Consider the following 16,380-nt stretch of genomic DNA (forward strand, 5'->3'; position numbering starts at 1 on the left):
GGGGGGGGGGACATTCATCTGCTGGAGCAGTTCGGTCGTTTTGGTGAGCTCGTAGCGGCGTACATACGGCTCGCCGTCAGCCCAAGCCCACTCGTAGGCGGCGCGGGCGTGCTTCTTGGCCTGCTCTGTGTCACCGAGCTCGAGCCAGAGTTGGGCGAGGAGGCGATGCGCGGGGTCGCGGAGTTGGGCGAGACGCTCGGCTTCCTCGCGGGGATCGGCGAGCTGGCCGAGGTGGTACTTGGCCAGAGCGAGGCCCGTCTCGGAGGCTGTGTCGGTGAGACTGCGCTCACGGGCCAAGCGCACGGCCTCCTGGTAGCTCGCCCCCGCCAGCTGCCACTCCCCCTGCTCCAGCCGCCAGATGCCACGCAGGCTGTGGAGCGCGCGGATGGCTGACCGCCGCTTGCCTTTTACTGTCAATCGCTCGGCTTTGGCTAGGTGTGCTTCCTGCAATGCTCCTTTCCAATACTGGACACGAGCGTAATCAAACTCTGCTTGACCTGACCTGTAACAACAATCAGGCCAGTTGCGCCCCATCTTGTCCAGGGCAAGCCAGTTTTCCTCTGCATCACTAAAACATCCGAGCTCGGCTAGTTGCTCGAACCTATCCAGCTTTGCCCGGAAGACATCGTGTCCGTCACCCCGGAGCAAAGCCAATTCTACTGCGAAAACAACCCACGCTTCCTGTCTAGCACAACGGTTTAGGCGTGAGAGATCGATTGCGGTGTTGGTCACAGACATTCTGACAACATGCCAATCGTCCATTTCCAAAGCGCTGAAGAATGCAACCCGATTCGCCACAATAGAGGCTGCTGCATCTGATGCGCGTAAAGAATAGGCTGCCGCATTAGCGCAAAACATTTTTGCGTAGTCAGAAAGACCACCAGCGAGAGTTCCCCAATCTTGCTGAAAGAATCGTCGCAAAATCGCCAAATTTACCTCCTCTAGGTCCAGGTTGGATAACGCTTGCCTCAGACCGTTGCCATAGGCATACAGGATTTCGTGAGGGTCTCGATTGAGTTTAATGAGTGTGCGAACAATATGCAGGCCGTTGCGCAGGTCCTCCAGCGTCTCGGCTTCCTTATAGGGACGGTGGGGCTGGGAGGTGAAGTGGTCCACCACGCGCTGGCCGTGGCGTTCACGTTCCGCCGCAGCCATCGCGCCCGAGGCGACGCCGCGGACGACAGGGTGCAGGTCATACTTCCGCGTGCGGCCGTCCCATTGCAGCAGGCCGCGCTGCTCCAGGTCTTTGACGGTGACTTCCAGATTCTTCGGCGCGGCGCGGAACTCCGGTGATTTGAGCCATGCCTTAATCACAGGCTGGTCTCTCCATTTTGAAAGAGCGTCTTCGTATTCATTCCGCAGCTTGGCTTTCCCGTTATCACCTGATAACTTCCATTCCCACCCGTTCTCCGGCGGCGTCGGCTTTTCCACCTCGTCCGGCTCCGGCGGCAGATGGGGATTGAACGCTTTGAGCGTCTCGTAGTCCACGGAGTCGGTGAGCAAAGCGAGGGTAGAGAGGAGCTGGCGGCTGGCGTCCGCCAGCTTTTCGATCGCAGCCTCAAGGATGTGGTTGCGGCGCTGGATGAGGTCAAGGCTGGCGAGGTCGAGTGCGGCTCCGCCGTCGGGGACGGCGGACCAGGCGTCGAAGTCGCCGCGCGCGGGCAGGTAGTTGGCGATGAGCCACCGAGGATGCCGATGACAAGCGGGTGGTTGTCGCAGTTGGCGGTGAGGTAGCTCTGGATGGCATCGCTTTTCCCCTCGATGCCGCAGGAGCGCAGGAGGGCCTCGGCATCCGGCGGACGCAGACCGGGGAGTGTGATGCGTTTCGCGCCGTTGATGGGCTGGCCGGCCTGATTGAGCAGGACGCGCGGGGTGAGACGCGAACTGACGAGAAGTTTCGACGGGCGCGCGGCGGCGAGGGCGCGAAGGAGGTCGTTGTCCTCGTCACGGATGGCGTCGCAGGGGTTGCGGTCTGCGATTTGGTCGGTGGGGATGTTCGCCTCCTCGTCGCGAACTTCGGCGGCATCAATTCGGTGGTAGGCAACGAGGACGCGCTCGAGTCCATCGAGGATCAGCAGCCAAGGCTGGGCATGGAGCCGGGCGAGGAGTTCATCCTTCAGCGCTGCAGTTTTCTTTTTCGCAAAGTCTTTCAGCGGGCGCTCCGTCATGTAGGCGAGCGCGCGCTGACAGAAGTCCTCCATGCTCGCGCCACCCTCGTAGAACGAATACCAAAAGCGACCGGCCCAGGGTTTGTCCTTCGGGCGCGCGGCGAGCGCGTGCTTGGGATTGGTCGTCCACTCCCAGGTGAGCATGCTCTTGCCATTGCCGCCGATGGCTTCGAAGAGGAGGAGGTTCGTGGGATCGGCAGGGTTGGCCCAGTCGCTGAGTTCTTCGAGTTCCCGCGCGCGTCCAACGAATTTATGCGAGCCGATGTAGTCCGGCTCGGCGTAGAAGGCAGGCGGCTTGGGGATGGAGGTGATCTCGGCCGAGGGAGACTCAAGGGACTCGGACGCCTTTTTTGCGGGGTTGCGACTTTTGTAAGCAGCGAGTGCTTCGCTGATCTGGCGCTGCAGGTCATCCGTGGATTTGAAGAAGCCGACGACTCGCTTCGTGGAGACGCGTTCTTTGAACGCTTTGAGCTTTTGCTGCGCGACATCGTTCATCTCGATGTCTGCGGGCGAGACTTTGACGGAGTCATCCATGATGAAAATGAGAAGCTCCTTGAGCTTGCCCGACGCTTTCCGCTTAACGGCTCGGTCGAACTCCAGCTCGGTAATCGACACCTGTTGGGGATTGTCGAAGTCTGGAATCCAACCATATCGCCATGCGTAGATGCCGATGTAGATGTCCGCTTTGTCCACCATTTCCATAGAGACCTTGAAGCCGTCCCTGTCTTGCGCTGGCAGGTGCTTCATCCAGACTGGAAATGCGTCGTTGGAAAGGCAGGCATCTTGTGCGGCAAGACGCTGGTCGGGCAGATCGCGCGCAGTGGCGCTAATTATTGCTCTTAAATCGCCGGTGTTGCTCATGGAAGGGTAGATGAGTTTTTCGCTGCGGAGAATGATGCACGATGCTCCTGCAAATCCGTGAATGTGCTGGAAACCATGACCTGCGGAACATTGCGTGGTTTGTTGGCAAAAGTGTTGGGCACGTCGTTCTTACGTTCGTGAGTTGGAGTCTTCGAGGCGTAGGGAAAGGAAGCGTCGCTCTTTGTACAACGGGTAGCGGAAGCGGCAAGTACCGGCCTCCGACTGCGACCAGTTCGAGCCGAACGCATTTGCCGACATGCAGAGCACCTGGATGCGTGAACGTCCCAGCCTTTCCACGATCTTTGCCGGGATGCTGTCGCCGGGCTTGAGAAACCATTCACCGAACCACGCCTTCACCCCGTCCATCCAATACCGCTCCGTCACGCACCACCGTCTTATCATTCGCGCTGTTGCTAAGAAAGATATCCTATTCTAACTTTCGGTCCTACTCGTTTTTGCGAATCGAATTCGACCTACACTGTCGGATCATTTCGATGGTTTTTTCACGGATTCTATGGGCGGCCATCCGGGCCCGCTTCAAGCTTGCCGCAGTAGTACAGAGCTTGCAGCCGATAATTGGCGAAGCTACTGAATCCTTTCGCTGCCGACTTGATCGACTGAATGCGGCTGTTGATTCCTATGCTTATTGCGTTGGCGATTCGATGCCCGAAGTAGCTTAGTATTCGGCTCAACCGCTTTTTGAGCGTTCGGGAAACTTTTTTTTGGCTCTAACCGACTGCAGATCTCCCATGCCCGAAACAGTTGGCATCTCGGGAGTCGATTCGTTCTAATAGGACGCTTTGGTCGCGAAACGAAATCCAACAACTCCTACTTAAAGCAGAGCCAATACGCAAATGCCATATGTGAACTTGCAGATAACGGAAGGAGCCACCCGGGAGCAAAAATCACAACTTGTCAAGGACATCACTGATTCCCTGGTCCAGACTCTTGGCAAAAAACCTGAGCATATTCACATCGTGATCGCCGAAATCGCAGACGTGAACTGGGGGTACGCCGGCATGCTGACCGATGACTGGAAAAAAACGCAATCACCCGCTCAATGACCAACGTCAACTAGGACGATTCGATGAGCATTGTTTACTGTTCAAACTGTCGCGTGCAGGTCGTGCCCTCGGAGGATGGGACATGCCCCGGGTGCAGACTGTTGCTGACAAGCGATTCGGAGATCCAAAGCACTAGCCAATTGGAAAACGCCAAGACTTTCCGAACTGAACCGCACGCAGTCGTTGCTGTCCAAGGCTATTTTGACATCGTCTGGATTCTGTATTCTTTTCGTGGGCGACTCTCACTCGGCATGGCGTGGATCGCGGTTCTACTCACGATTGCGTCCTGGGTGTTGTTTCTGGCAATCACCATTTCCGCATCAGCCGTTTTCCCAGTCGCGAAAGGTTGCTCTTTCCTGTTCCCCTACATCATCGCTTGGAATGGACTCGCCGTTGGGGCCAAAAGGTTTCATGATCTCGGACTTCCAGGTTGGTTTGTCCTCTCAGGCCTAATACCGGGAATCGGCATACCATTTCTGTTCTACAACATCGGTGTGCGAAAAGGAAAACGTGCTGTCAACCGATACGGTACGGATCCGCGCTTAATATGGCCTCTGGCGACGTTCAACGATCGTGCAACGCATTAGCAGCCTGTTGATCTACGGTATAAGCCTTCGAATGGTCGCCTTCGATTCAATTCACTTCTCGCACAACTGCCCGTTCCCGCAAGCAAACAAAATGACATGGCTCTCGATCAGCAAGCAAAACGCTTCGCTGATCGAAAGCTGACCGGAACAACGCATCCGAGTTGGCATCTGAAGTGATCAGAGTTAGTTATTCCTGTGGACCCGCTGCGTAATCGGGATCGGGAATTGGCTGAGGCGCTGCGTCCATTTCGCGTTTACCTAAGACAATCGGCCCCAAGGATTCGCCGTTTGTTTGAAATTGCGAAGCGGCGGTTGGTATTGAGGCGTTTGCGAGCTGCTCGTAAATCTCAGACATCCGGCTCAACTTGGTTTGGTTTAGCCGTGCTACTGAGCCATCTTGCAGCGGAAGGTCCTGGACCGTTTCCTCTAGCCATAGACGTGACTTGCCTTGGCTTCGGATCAATTGTTTTCGATTGAGCGGTTTCGGATTGAGGGACAAGGCATGGGAAACGAAGGCTTCCGCCATCCCCCCGCGTCCTTCCCGGTGCAAAAGAAAAGCTGCTTGACAAAAGAAGTTTGCGTTCAGCAAACTGAAATCACGCACTTGCGAAACGAGGTCGATAATCTTGTCGACATTTTCTTGCTCCAAGGCATCGATGGCAGCTAACGAGAGATCGATTTGGTCGACATTCATTTCCTCGCCGCCAGACGCGATTACCGAATGCTCAGCCGACCAGTAAACGAGCGTCGACTTGAAGAACACATCAAGCCACGCTGCTCGGGCGGGGACATTTGGAGCGATGATAAAAGAGTCGCCTTCGGCAAGTGCTCGCTCGATCGCTAAATCAGTCACCGCATTCCCTTCGACGGTCGACCAACTTGTCGCTTTCATTTGGATTTCATAGATCCAATCATGTTTCGCAAAGTCACAGCTCAAGTTGTGAGATGCAAGGCGTTGCGAAGGTAGGACTGGCTGGCGTGATAATGCGTTCGGTCGAAACGATTTGGCTTGCACGTATGGGCTGAACGCGTACTGGTGGTCTGGCTGCTCCGATCGTTTTCCAAGTAGCGGAAGCGGGAGAATCGGCGAACCGAGCGTGTTGCAAATGTTTTCCGATTCGACCTGCAACTGTTTTGGGGCTTCCGTTATCTGATCCAAGATGATGACGTATGCATCTGGATCCAAGACCGTGTCCCAGGCTGGCAGCCAGTCCTCATGCGACTCAAATACGACAACGTACATCTCCCCAGAAAGCACGATTTCCTTGAAAAACTCATCCCATTCGCCCGCTCGTCGATCGCCGCGAAGAACCGGAAATGCGTTGGGCTGAATCGTTGACAATTGCGAACCAAACGTCGTCCCTTCCTTTCGGACTGTCGCCGACTGATATTTCAATTTAGTTACGGGGAACTCAACTTCGTGCGTTTGATGCACCGGTTTGCAAACCGTGTAGGTCTCCTCAATTTCTTCCGTATATGGAACTTGGATCGTATACTCTTGAGTTTGCGTTTCGGTCACCGTGGTCCCGTCTTCGAGCGTTTTTGTAACGGGAATTGTTCTGGTCTTGGTCTCTGTCTGGTGCTTTGTGACCTGAACGGTTCGGGTTCTTGTTTCGGGAACCAGGACAACGGTTGTGACTTCGCGGGTAAACGTTTCTGTATACGGAACGGCTACCTCGCAAGTCTGCTCCTGCGAATAGGTTTGAGGTATCGGCCATAATGCGACCAATGAACCGTCGCAATGAATACGGAAGGGCACTAGCAATCCGTCTTCTAGATCTCCAGAACGCTCCGCTATCGCTGGAGTCCATGCGACGGAAACCTGCTGTTCCAATTCGTCGAATTCGGAAATCAGCCGGAGGTCCTCGGCCTCATCGGCGATCCGCTCGACGTCGACCTCATCGAGAATTCGTTCGGTGTCCTGCGCATCGCAAGGCAGCACAAACAACAGCAAAGCAAATAATTGTTGGAAACGACGCATCTTAAATCTCGTGAAAACTACTTGGAGATACGGATTCATTGCCCCATTTTTCGCCGGCTGGATCAGGCGATGCACATCACTGGTATTTCTTGCGGTGAGCAAGTACGAATCAAACGGAATCGGAGTCCACCAGCACCTTGCAAAACGGCTCGCCTAGACCGTCATGTTCGGGTGATTGAGTTTAACCCTCTGGCGGGCCCTTGCAAGCGAATGGTCAGGTCGTCGGATCATTCAATGACGAATTTGATTTTTCGCCGCGTACACCAAAGATTTAACATATGCTCGTCCGTCTCACTTAATTCGGTCTTTGCAAGACTCAGGCGGCGAAGCCTGTCTAAGGTCATCAACGATTGAACGTGTTCGCGATCTAAGGTGAGCCCACTCAATTTCAGTGACTTCAGTTGGTTCATTCCGGCCAGACGTTTCAAAGCTCTGGCAGACAGGACCATATCCTCTAGCAGGAGCGTAGAGATGCGTTTCAGCTTCGCTAGCGATAACGCCGCTTCGTCACTTAGGCTGCACTTCCTGATCGTTAAGAATTGAACGTTTCTTAGGAGCGATATTTCTTCAAAGTCAGCTTCGCTCAATTCATTGCAGCGTGTGAAAATCAGATATTCCAACGAGGGTAGACGCGCAAGTGATTTTGCATGGCCCCGAATAGGAAAACTGACATCGAGTGTTGTCAATTGTGGAAGCGTCTGGAGCGATTCCAAAATAGCTGGCGTGATGGATTCGATGTTATTCAGTTGTAACAGTTCCAGGTTCGTCAGACGCTGGATGATCTGGCCGGCCGCGTCGGTGAGTTGTGCGTCCGCAATGCGAAGTCGTCGCAATCGGGGGCACGCGAGCAGGTAGCGGGCTCCGCGGTCGGTTAAGTCGAATCCATCAAGAGTCAACGACTGCAGGTTGCTCCATTCTTGCAAGTGCATCATCGCCTTGGCTGTGCAATTCGCTCCCCAAAGATTCAGCAGTTGCAGGTCCGTTAATCTGGAGAGCCGGGCGACGTCTTCGTCAGTTACCGTTGCAGCGGAGAGGTCAACGCCGACGACGGTCATGTTGCTTTGGGGAATCTCCGAGCCGCTGACAAGTCGTTTCAAGCTGCCGTCCGCGACACGGACGTTGACGATGCCTTTCTTCTTGAGGATTGATTCAAGTATCTCCGCGAGATCATCGTGCGTTAAATTGAGTTGCTCATCTTTTGGCCAAACGTCGCATTCGGGCATCGCGGTGCGGAACCTTTCACGCCCACTGACCGTTGTCCAGGCCTGGTCCAACGAAACATTTTTCAATTCACCGAGTGCTGTCAGGCTTATTAAGCTGGCATTGTCCACTTGGGTGCTGTTCAAATCCAGCCTTTGGAGATGAGGCAAGCTGCAGATCGCCAGCACACCGGGGCCGGATAGCATCGTGTTGTTTAGAATCAACTGTTTGAGCGGCAGTTTTCGTAGCGATTGAAACGTCGCCCCTTCAATCTTGGTGCCGGAAAGGTCAATTGACTCAAGGTCCGAGATGCTTCTCAATGCCGCGATCGCTTGATCAGTAACCGCCGAGTTTGCAAGGCTGAGTCGCTTGAGCAATGGCCAGCGACGCAGGCTTTCGACTGCCGAATCGCTCGCAACATTGCACGAAAGCTCCGCGAGGTTGTGGGGGCCATCTGGAACAGTCTCGATGAAGTCGTCCAGTGGAATCCCGTCCAAACGCAAATGAGTCAGTCGTTTCACTGATTGTAGCGAAGAGAAGGTCGCGTTCTGACCAGCCGGGTGTTTGGTAATCGTGAGAGTCTGTAATGCACCTGAATTGATCGCTTCAGCCAACCTGTCACCGAGCATGGTACTGTCAATGACCAAAGACCGCATTTGAGGTCGGTTCGCCAGTTGTGCGGCAAACTCATCCGTCAGACCGCTCAATGCGACATTGACGTCGCTTAACCGTGGTGAATGAATCAGCGAACGAGCTTGTTCAGCGGAGATGACAACGGAGTGAAGAGACAGAGATTCCAGCGCGGGTAATCTCGCGATCAACGGTAACCAATCGACGACTTCCCAAACGCGGGTAGCGGATCCGATGTCGATACCGATGAGGCGACGTGACTGCTTTCGCGGGGAGTCCGCGGTTTCGACCTGAACATCCGATGGAAGCTTGTCATTCCAAATCACTTCGCCACCAGAATCCAACACGACTTTCGCAACCACTTCATCAAGGTTGCGAGCTCTTGTTGGTTCCCAAACGATTTCGTGATCAGGCGTGCCTTGCCGAATCGAGGTCACAAAGTCTTCTGTCACGTAGGTGCCAGACAGCGACAATCTCTTGGGCAGGTGTTGTTTCAAATGACGAGAAAAATCGATGTCAGTGACTGCGCAGTCATTGAGCGACAACGATTGCAACGAGCCGTGTACCGGCCAAACTTCGAACAGTTGCCCCGTGATTGGACATTGGGAAAGGTCAACGACACTTAACAAGGTGTGGCTGGCAAGCCACGGCCCCGCCCGATCGGTTGTCGGTGTGCCAGACAAAATAAGCGATTCAAGTTTTGGCAGCGCTTCGATCGGTAGGTCGTCCAGCAGCGTACCTGTGTTGGACAGATTCAACCGACGCAACGACCCGAGTGATGTCCACAGGCTCTGTGATTGTTCAGCAGGTCCCATTGTGGCCGAGCGGAGATCTAATGACTCCAGCCCCGCGAGTTGGTTGTCACCGACCAGCGAAACGGCATCGAGACGCAGCCCTGCTAGTGTTAAGTCTTTTAAGGTTGTGACGCGTCCGATGCGGGATTGAATCGAACTGGTCAGCTCGCTCGCATTCTCGATCGTCAACGTATCAAGCTCAGGCAACGCGTCGAGCGAGGTCCACAATTCCACTGGCGGAACACAGGATTCGTTACATTGAATCCCCGTCACCGTGAAGGATCCTTGTGGCAAATCATCGATCGAGCGGATGGTCGATCGATGAAGGTCGCGTTCTTTGACGACCAAGCTTGCACCGGATTCAAGCCACTGCTTCGCTATGCTGTGAATTTGCGATTGGTCCGGTGAAATACCATCGATGGGAACTTGTTCAACTGTTGTCACACCAGCGATGACTTCGAACTTGTATTGCTGGATTGTGATTCCATTTCGGGTGACTACCAATTCATGAAAACCCTCCGGCAACTCGATTTCATCCGCCAGCGAGGCGGGATCGATCGACAAACCATCAATCACAACGGCGATCGCCGGATCGGAGGTGTCTAAATTGAGTTGCAACCGAACTTTGCCATAGCCGGTCTGGAAAAAGAATAGAAACCCAATTAACACGAACGCGGACGTCAACACCGAGCCCGCAATCCACATTGATAGTGGGACCACCTTTGGCTGCGGATTCGATTTCCAACTCGCGAGTGATTCGATCAGGCTATCGAGTCGAGGGTCATTGGTGTTGGGCGCCCGACGGTCAACGTCCGTGCTCAGTCGACGTGAAATACTGCGGATCTCACCGAGCAACGCGTTCATGGTTGCGATGCGCGGCTGTGGACCTTTGCCAAGGCAACGCATGACGAGATTGGATATTTCCGCCTCGATGTCACTGCGGACTTCATGTGGTGCAAGTGGCTCCCAATCGGGCGACGCGATCTTCGTCAGGAGTTCTTGATGATTGCCTTCGAACGGTCGAGTACCACAGAGAAGTTCATAGAAGATCACACCAAGGCTGAATACATCGCATGCAGGGTTGGATTCCTCACCGCTCCACTGTTCCGGCGACATGTAGGCTGGCGTGCCGACCACAACGCCTGTTGCGGTGATTTTCTCTGCTGTTCCCCGAGATCGTTTTGCGAGACCAAAGTCGGCAATCACCGGCTGGCCTTGATCGTCGATCAAAATATTCTCGGGCTTCAGATCACGGTGAATCAAACCGGCGGCATGCGCGGTTGATAACGCCGCCGCAAGCTTCTTGATCAAGCCAACGACTTGACGAGTTGTCCAAAGCGCTTGCCGTCCCATTGCTTGTCGCAATGATCCGCCCCGGAGTAGTGCCATCGAATAGAACGGCACATCCTGGTACTGGCCGACTTCGAAGATGGGGCAAATGTTTGGATGTTGAACCGCGGCCGCTGCACGCGCTTCACGCTCGAATCGTTGACGCAGTTGGGGCGATTCCAAGACACGCTTCGTCGGTACCTTGATCGCAACGCTGCGATCCAGCCTTGTATCGTGTGCTCGATAGACCGCACCAAACGCTCCGCTACCCAATTTTTCAAAAACTTGAAAGTGCGCAAAGCGTCGTGATGTCGTTGGCTGTTCGGTGCTCTGTTCAGCGGCTTTCGCGGTAACTTCGCTCTTGGTTAGGGCTTCGCCGCCGATCTTCTCGCGTTGATAGTCTTCACTCATCGATTCCCGACTTTCGTCATAGATGAAATCACAGTCAGAACGATCTTAGCGAATCGGAACGGCGTAATAGTGATTCATGCAGAATTTCGTTGACGAAGGAACAGATCTCACCATCGAGGCCTCAGCAATGCCTGGGAACCAGTGAATACATCAAAAGGGAAAGCCAAACAGAAGCACGTTACCTTGTAGGTCGACAACCTTTGGATTCCGGAAGCGAACCACGGGTTTGTCGAAGACGTTGACCCCGACCCGGCCCCCTTGAATCTGTTTGTGGCTCGATCTAGCGATCTGTTTTCCGTTGACGAAGGCAAACACCTCGTTACCGTTGACCTCCATCTCCATCCGGTACCACGTTCCTTGTTCGAAGTTTCCAGCTCCCCTCGTGTACCGCCGAGCCGGATTTCGAAAGGACGACTGGCCATCGACATTGGCCCGCAGGTCCAATGAATCGAATTGAAATGCCCCTGTGTTGATCGACCAAAAGTTGTCTTTGGGGATTTCGATTGAACAGGCAACCAATCCAATTTCCCTTGTCCCGTGTTCGAGTCGAAACTCGACGGAAAAGCGATAGTTCGTCCAATCGGCATCGCCAAAATTCACTCCATGCGATTGAGGTTTTCCCTTGACTGGGAGACCGCTGATAATGAGTTCTCGTCCGACTTTTCGCATCGAGCGGCCGCCAACATCGGAGACGGACTTGAAAAAGGCCGGTTGCTGAAAAGTCGGTTCCAGTGCGATGCCTTTTTGGATTAACTGGGCGTCAATCTGGTTGTTTGGACCATCAGTGGAAGCGGCAGCGATCCACGCAATGCTCTTCGATGTTTCCGGTGCAGAGCCTTGCACGTTTCGGATCGACTGGGCGTATTGTTGTACTTGACCGACAGCGACGTCCGTCAATTCCACGAAGCTGTCATCACCGATGACTTCGAAACAGATTCCGTCGGCACTTTCTGAGTTGATGAAATTTCGCACTGTTGCGCAGCTGCGTCCGTTCGCATAAACGGTGCACCGGCGATCATGTGAGACGACATCAAAGGTGATCCATTTGAACGGCTGCATGGCGGCGGAGAGTTTTTCTTGTTTATCACCAACGGTCAACAAACCTTTCACATCAGTGGCATCAGACTCGAGCAAAAGCGTGATTGCTTCTTTCGTTTCAGCGTCATCCTTCCAGCGAACTTTGGCAGAAAACTTACTATGGCTGCTCAGGCGGACATGGAAAGTCAGATGAGTGTCACGACCAACGGACGGCTTTGAAACGCTGGCTTTCCCGTTTTTGCTTAACCCAAGTAGAGCATGCTCCGTCAACCGCCACCCGCCTTTGCCACCGGATGTCGAAATCTCCCATCCGGAGTGATCGATTCCGTTGAAGATAAGCGTTTGATAGGGTTTGTTGGCGGTGTTTCCAGTGGCATTTGACTTCAGGTACTCCGCGAAGTTTTCAAGGATTTTGCGATCGATCGGATCATCTGCTGTTTGCACCCGCGATTCGGTGAGCTTGTTTGCAACGGCAACCAGTTGGCAGACCAAGTCAGTGTCGTCCGCGTGGATTGCAATGGCATCCTTCCAGTCGGCGACAAAGTCTAGTGGAGAAACGCTGCTATCAAGTTGGACGACTTTTTTCAACGACGTGTCTGACGACTTTGCGTACGCATCTTTCGCCCCGTTCCAATCGCCCGATTTGACCAAGAACCAACGGCCCACCACCGTCCAAGACGCTTGGTCGCTGTCATCCTTGGCGACATGTTCCATTGCGATTTGGAATTGCTTCTCTTCAGCCAGCTCTTTCGCAATATTGTCTTTTGCATTCCGTAACCGAGTCAAAGAGTTCGCAACACGGTTCGGCAGACTCGAAAGTATTCGTTCAATAAATCGCAGAGCACCGTCTCGATTCCCCGCTTCAATCTGCGACTGCGAAAGTTCCAGTGCAAGATCTGTAAATTGCGGAAGCATAAACAGATCAGGCGAATTCGATGCGAAATCAAGCAGCGCCTTGCCGAACAACTCCGATCTGCTATCGGGCGTTTCGAAGGTCTCGAATCGCGTTAGCAATGCGTTGTACCAAGCGGCATAGCTTTTGCTTTTAGCGCCTTCTTGCTCAATCGTTACGAGCAACGCGTAGCGCGGAGCGGGATCAAGCTCTTGAGTCTGTAAGAATTGTTGCAGCTTTGGAAGCCGGTTCTCCATAGCGATGGGAAACGCCACGTCAAGTTTACTGGAGGCAATCCGGATCTCGTCGTCATTTGGTTTGGGAAGCTTTTGAAGCAATCCCTGGGCGGAAAGAGGAGCACTGAGGAATTCCAGTGCGGTGACAAGACAGAGGACAGCGGGGGAGCAATACCGGCTATTCAGGAAGAAACTCTGAGCCATCTACGAAGCCTGCAAATTAGGTCCGACTGAAACACCTCCCTGCGGAGGGGCATGGCATGCTATCACGGCGATATGTCGAGGGCAACGAGGTCAAATTGTCATCGGTGCAAATGTACATTCGTCGATCGCATGGTTCGTGAAATCGCAGGTTGCTTACACAGCAGATCGTCAGCGGATTTTTCAGGACGTAGGTAGGCAGTGCGACAGTCACCGGGTCAAAGCAAGTCGTTCAGCCGAAACGGTAGACGTGAACGCTGCTTCATTCAAATGTCGAACATCCGTAACGCGCTGTCTTGATAACGCCCTCACTACTGTCGGCATGCACTCACAATTGGACAGTGTGCCCTTAATTTTCGTATTCAAAATGGCAACATCCAGGTCATGCCCAATAAATGGAGGTGCAACTGCGAAAATATTTTCTTAGAATTCCCAGCGCCCCAAAGCCGGGCCTGCATCCGTTTATTCAAGACGAAATGACCTTTCTATAGAAAACCACCTGCGAATTGCTGTCACTCAATACTTTCGACGCGCTTGGGGTTTCGACGTGTTTGGCAAATTCAAATTGCTACGATCGAAGATCATCCTACTCAATGCGTGTATCGCATTTGTTGTGGCTGGCGTTATCGGCGGCATCGCCTGTTGGAACTCGAATCAGTCCGCGATTCGCGCGGCGCATGAAGGTTTGAGGGAGCAAACAAGGCTTCAAGCGGCGAAGGTGCGAAACAAGTTCTTGGAAATGAAGAACGATGCCTATGTGCTTGCAAATTCTTCTTCGGTCGGTGGGATCGAACGAACGTCGAAGAGAGGCGACTTGGTCGACCCGCTTGACGGCTCCACGGCAGGTCAGTGGAAAGAACGTCTGACCAACGCGTTCCTATCACTGGCGACGATTCGCGACCACTACACACAGATCCGCTTTATTGGGATTGCTGATGAGGGCAGGGAACTTGTGCGGGTCAACCGCGTCGCCGGAAAGCTCCGCGTCGTAGAGGAAAATGCATTGCAGCAAAAGGTGTGTGAGCCATACATGCAGCGGCTGCTTTCTCACTCGACGAAGTCGCCGTTCTTCAGTGAAGTGACGTTCAATCGTGAGAACAACGCGGTTGGGGAACCAAAGGTTCCAACAATACGTTGTGTGGTGCCAACCTACTTTGGGAACCGACTGTTTGGCGCAATCGTCATCAACGCTGACTATGCCGGATGGTTGCAGGAAGCGATCGAGGTCGCAAATGTCAATCGATCCATGTATGTGGTTGATTCAAACGAGAACTATCTCGTTTATCACCCTGGAACAAGAGGAATCGGGTTCGCGTTTCATCAGTCGGGTGATTACGTCGGCTCAAAGGTCGTTAAGCGACTCCACACCCTCTCGAAGCCGTTGACCATCCTCGCTGACGACAAAATGTTCTTTTGTTACAAACTCGTTCAGGACTTCTCCGACCACGAGAGCATGGGAATCGGAGTCATCATTGGGATCGGTGTTGATCAATTGCTGGCGACGCCAAGAAGGCTGAATCAAGTCATGATCGGCGTTGCAAGTTTGCTGGTCGCTATGTCGGTCGTCGTCGCAATCGTTCTCGGCTCGAGACTCACCCGTCCGCTGCGTGAAATGTCGATCGAGCTCAACAAACTCGCGGGGAATCCACACGCATCGATCTCGTTACCAACCACACAGCCAGATGAAATTGGCCTGCTTGCCACCACATTCACCGAAACGTTGAACAGCCTTCGAGATAGCCAGTCCGAAGCAATGGAATTGATCGGGCGGCTGGAAGCTTCAAACCGTGAACTGGACGAGTTTGCTTATGTTGCGTCGCATGATTTGAAAGCACCGCTACGAGTCATCGAAAACGCGACGCAATGGCTAATCGAGGACCTCTCAGGTCTCGACGCCGACAGCTTAGAGAATTTAAAGTTGGTACGTAGTCGGGCGGTGCGTATGGAATCGTTGCTTGATGACCTATTGACGTTTTCGCGAATCGGACGTCTTTACACGGACGGGTATACGGAGCAAATCCGAGCCGACGAATTGGTCAACGAGATCGCGTCTCTGGTCAGCCCGCCGAGCGGTATCGAAGTGCGTGTGTGCAAGGACCTCCACGACATTTCTGTAAAACGGATGCCGCTGGAACAAGTCCTACTGAATCTTGTCAGCAACTCAGTCAAGCATCACGACAAAGACACCGGAACGGTCGAAGTTCGTGCGTTCCAAGACGAACATGAAATCACATTTGAAGTTGAAGACGATGGCCCCGGTATTCCAGAAAAATACCGCAGCAAAGTCTTCAAGATGTTTCAAACGCTCAAGCCGCGTGACCAGATCGAAGGGAGTGGAATGGGTTTGGCGATTGTAGAGAAACATATTCGAACGATTGGCGGGGCCATCGAACTTGAGACAGGAAAATTAGGTGGTTGCCTTTTCAGGATCCACTGGCCCAAGTGTGTTGAAGAAGGAATTCACAAACAAGGGTTTAAATTGTGCGATCCTCAATGAATGGCTGCCAGGAACAGAAGCCTAGCCCGGAAAGAGGTGAAATCACTGTCTTGCTTGTTGAAGACGACGACGGAGACGCAAAGGCGATCCGCCGAGCATTTAAGAAGGCCAGAATCGGAAATCAATTGGTCCGTACCAACGACGGCGTCGAAGCGTTGGAGCTTCTTCGAGGGGAGCATACCGAACTAAGTCTCATTCGCCCCTACGTCATGCTCGTTGACATTTACATGCCACGAATGGATGGAATCGAGTTAGTGCGGACGATTCGGGCTGACCCCAAGCTAAAGTCAATGGTCGTTTTCATGTTGACGACCTCCGATGACCACCGGGACAGAATCGAGTCGTACGATTTGAATGTCGCAGGCTACATCGTCAAAGAACTTGCCGGTGAGGATTTCTGGCGATTGACAACGTTGCTTGACAATTATTGGAGAGTCGTTTGCATGCCGATTTGAGCAGTCGTTTGGCACAGAAGAAGCCGTACGTCATGG

At 53.5% G+C, this 16,380-nt stretch carries 10 protein-coding genes and 1 pseudogene; 4 read left to right on the top strand and 7 right to left on the bottom strand.

Annotated elements, in window-relative coordinates; translation table 11 throughout:
* The 4 genes and pseudogenes from CGZ80_RS28050 to CGZ80_RS29260 form a co-directional block, all read right to left on the bottom strand.
* On the bottom strand, positions 1-1,314 hold a 1,314-nt coding region (locus CGZ80_RS28050), incomplete at its 3' end, for a hypothetical protein (protein ID WP_158222740.1).
* Positions 1,311-3,029: a DUF4062 domain-containing protein gene (locus CGZ80_RS16785; protein WP_094416532.1), complete on the bottom strand. Its 1,719-nt coding sequence runs from the start codon at positions 3,027-3,029 to the stop codon at positions 1,311-1,313. The genes CGZ80_RS16785 and CGZ80_RS28050, both read right to left, overlap by 4 nt.
* Positions 3,030-3,158: 129 nt before the next feature.
* The gene (locus CGZ80_RS16790) at positions 3,159-3,395 is read right to left on the bottom strand and encodes a toll/interleukin-1 receptor domain-containing protein (protein ID WP_094416534.1); all 237 of its coding nucleotides are present in this window, start codon (positions 3,393-3,395) and stop codon (positions 3,159-3,161) included.
* Positions 3,396-3,541: 146 nt separating this feature from the next.
* Positions 3,542-3,739, bottom strand: a pseudogene (locus CGZ80_RS29260) (transposase); the annotation flags it as partial.
* Between the two features lie 144 nt (positions 3,740-3,883).
* Here CGZ80_RS29260 and CGZ80_RS16800 point away from each other — a divergent pair.
* Together CGZ80_RS16800 and CGZ80_RS16805 are read left to right on the top strand one after the other, a co-directional pair.
* The gene (locus CGZ80_RS16800) at positions 3,884-4,093 is read left to right on the top strand and encodes a 2-hydroxymuconate tautomerase (protein WP_094416538.1); all 210 of its coding nucleotides are present in this window, start codon (positions 3,884-3,886) and stop codon (positions 4,091-4,093) included.
* A 140-nt stretch (positions 4,094-4,233) separates the two neighbouring features.
* Positions 4,234-4,680, top strand: a complete 447-nt coding sequence (locus tag CGZ80_RS16805; protein WP_158222741.1) for a DUF805 domain-containing protein — start codon at positions 4,234-4,236, stop codon at positions 4,678-4,680.
* A gap of 187 nt (positions 4,681-4,867) precedes the next feature.
* On the opposite strand, the gene CGZ80_RS16810 is transcribed toward CGZ80_RS16805, so the two are convergent.
* The 3 genes from CGZ80_RS16810 to CGZ80_RS16820 form a co-directional block, all read right to left on the bottom strand.
* Positions 4,868-6,661 carry a hypothetical protein gene (locus CGZ80_RS16810; RefSeq protein ID WP_158222742.1) on the bottom strand — a complete coding sequence of 598 codons (1,794 nt, stop codon included), beginning with the start codon at positions 6,659-6,661 and terminating at the stop codon, positions 4,868-4,870.
* A 227-nt stretch (positions 6,662-6,888) separates the two neighbouring features.
* The gene (locus tag CGZ80_RS16815; RefSeq protein ID WP_094416544.1) at positions 6,889-11,025 is read right to left on the bottom strand and encodes a protein kinase domain-containing protein; all 4,137 of its coding nucleotides are present in this window, start codon (positions 11,023-11,025) and stop codon (positions 6,889-6,891) included.
* A 150-nt stretch (positions 11,026-11,175) separates the two neighbouring features.
* The gene (locus CGZ80_RS16820) at positions 11,176-13,395 is read right to left on the bottom strand and encodes a hypothetical protein (protein WP_143543989.1); all 2,220 of its coding nucleotides are present in this window, start codon (positions 13,393-13,395) and stop codon (positions 11,176-11,178) included.
* 715 nt (positions 13,396-14,110) lie between these two features.
* Between CGZ80_RS16820 and CGZ80_RS16830 the strand changes: the two genes are divergently transcribed.
* Together CGZ80_RS16830 and CGZ80_RS16835 are read left to right on the top strand one after the other, a co-directional pair.
* Positions 14,111-15,889 (top strand): sensor histidine kinase, encoded by a 1,779-nt coding sequence (locus CGZ80_RS16830; protein ID WP_143543990.1) that lies wholly within the window; start codon positions 14,111-14,113, stop codon positions 15,887-15,889.
* Positions 15,886-16,344 carry a response regulator gene (locus CGZ80_RS16835; RefSeq protein WP_094416553.1) on the top strand — a complete coding sequence of 153 codons (459 nt, stop codon included), beginning with the start codon at positions 15,886-15,888 and terminating at the stop codon, positions 16,342-16,344. The genes CGZ80_RS16830 and CGZ80_RS16835 overlap by 4 nt, the downstream gene beginning before the upstream one ends.
* The last annotated feature ends 36 nt before the right edge of the window (positions 16,345-16,380 follow it).

Source organism: Rhodopirellula sp. MGV (assembly GCF_002251265.1).
Classification (GTDB): domain Bacteria; phylum Planctomycetota; class Planctomycetia; order Pirellulales; family Pirellulaceae; genus Stieleria; species Stieleria baltica_A.

Bases quoted from the DNA above. Each gene is read 5' to 3' on its own strand.
- CGZ80_RS16785 (WP_094416532.1), bottom strand. From the start codon at position 3,029: ATGAGCAACACCGGCGATTTAAGAGCAATAATTAGCGCCACTGCGCGC.
- CGZ80_RS16790 (WP_094416534.1), bottom strand. From the start codon at position 3,395: ATGGACGGGGTGAAGGCGTGGTTCGGTGAATGGTTTCTCAAGCCCGGC.
- CGZ80_RS16800 (WP_094416538.1), top strand. From the start codon at position 3,884: ATGCCATATGTGAACTTGCAGATAACGGAAGGAGCCACCCGGGAGCAA.
- CGZ80_RS16810 (WP_158222742.1), bottom strand. From the start codon at position 6,661: ATGCGTCGTTTCCAACAATTATTTGCTTTGCTGTTGTTTGTGCTGCCT.
- CGZ80_RS16815 (WP_094416544.1), bottom strand. From the start codon at position 11,025: ATGAGTGAAGACTATCAACGCGAGAAGATCGGCGGCGAAGCCCTAACC.
- CGZ80_RS16820 (WP_143543989.1), bottom strand. From the start codon at position 13,395: ATGGCTCAGAGTTTCTTCCTGAATAGCCGGTATTGCTCCCCCGCTGTC.
- CGZ80_RS16835 (WP_094416553.1), top strand. From the start codon at position 15,886: ATGAATGGCTGCCAGGAACAGAAGCCTAGCCCGGAAAGAGGTGAAATC.